This is a genomic window from Streptococcus sp. GMD1S (assembly GCF_000296875.1).
Taxonomy (GTDB): Bacteria; Bacillota; Bacilli; order Lactobacillales; family Streptococcaceae; genus Streptococcus.
The window spans coordinates 1-503 of the sequence record NZ_AJQY01000318.1 but is presented as its reverse complement, the minus strand read 5'-3'; the positions used below and the strand labels follow the sequence as shown (position 1 = coordinate 503).

Sequence of the window (503 nt, the reverse complement as noted above, 5' to 3'; positions counted from 1 at the left end):
AAAGCCGTCCCATCTTCAAGATAAGAGACCTGAGTCAAGGCTAAAATGGCATGCCCCTTTTCGACTTCTAGATAGTGAGCAATCTTTTCCTTAGCCAATCTTGCATAAATGGTCTGTTGGGATTTGCCAATCCGATAGCCATGTTGTTGCAAGGTTTGGAAGAAGTGACTGGTGATTTCTTCTTTTTTGAAATCCTTAATAAATTTCTCAGGAATGGATGCGACTTCATAGACTAGCGGAACTTGGTCAGCGTAACGCACCCGTTCCATGCGGATAATATTCTCTGTTGGAGTAATCCCTAGCTTAGCGACCTCTTGTTCATTTGGAATGGTTCTTCTGTAAGAAATGAGATGGCTGGAAGGTACTTTCCCCTGAGATTTAACAATCTCTGTAAAACTAGTCGTCCCCCGCATTTTTTCTTGGACACGAGTGCTAGAGACAAAAGTCCCACTTCCTACACGACGCTCCAAAACTCCTTCCTCAACCAAGAGAGAGATAGCCTG

1 protein-coding gene is annotated in these 503 nt (G+C 43.7%); it reads right to left on the bottom strand.

Annotated elements, in window-relative coordinates:
* Positions 1-503, bottom strand: a 503-nt coding sequence (locus GMD1S_RS09005; RefSeq protein ID WP_000300004.1) for a GntR family transcriptional regulator, incomplete at both ends; no start/stop codon positions are given.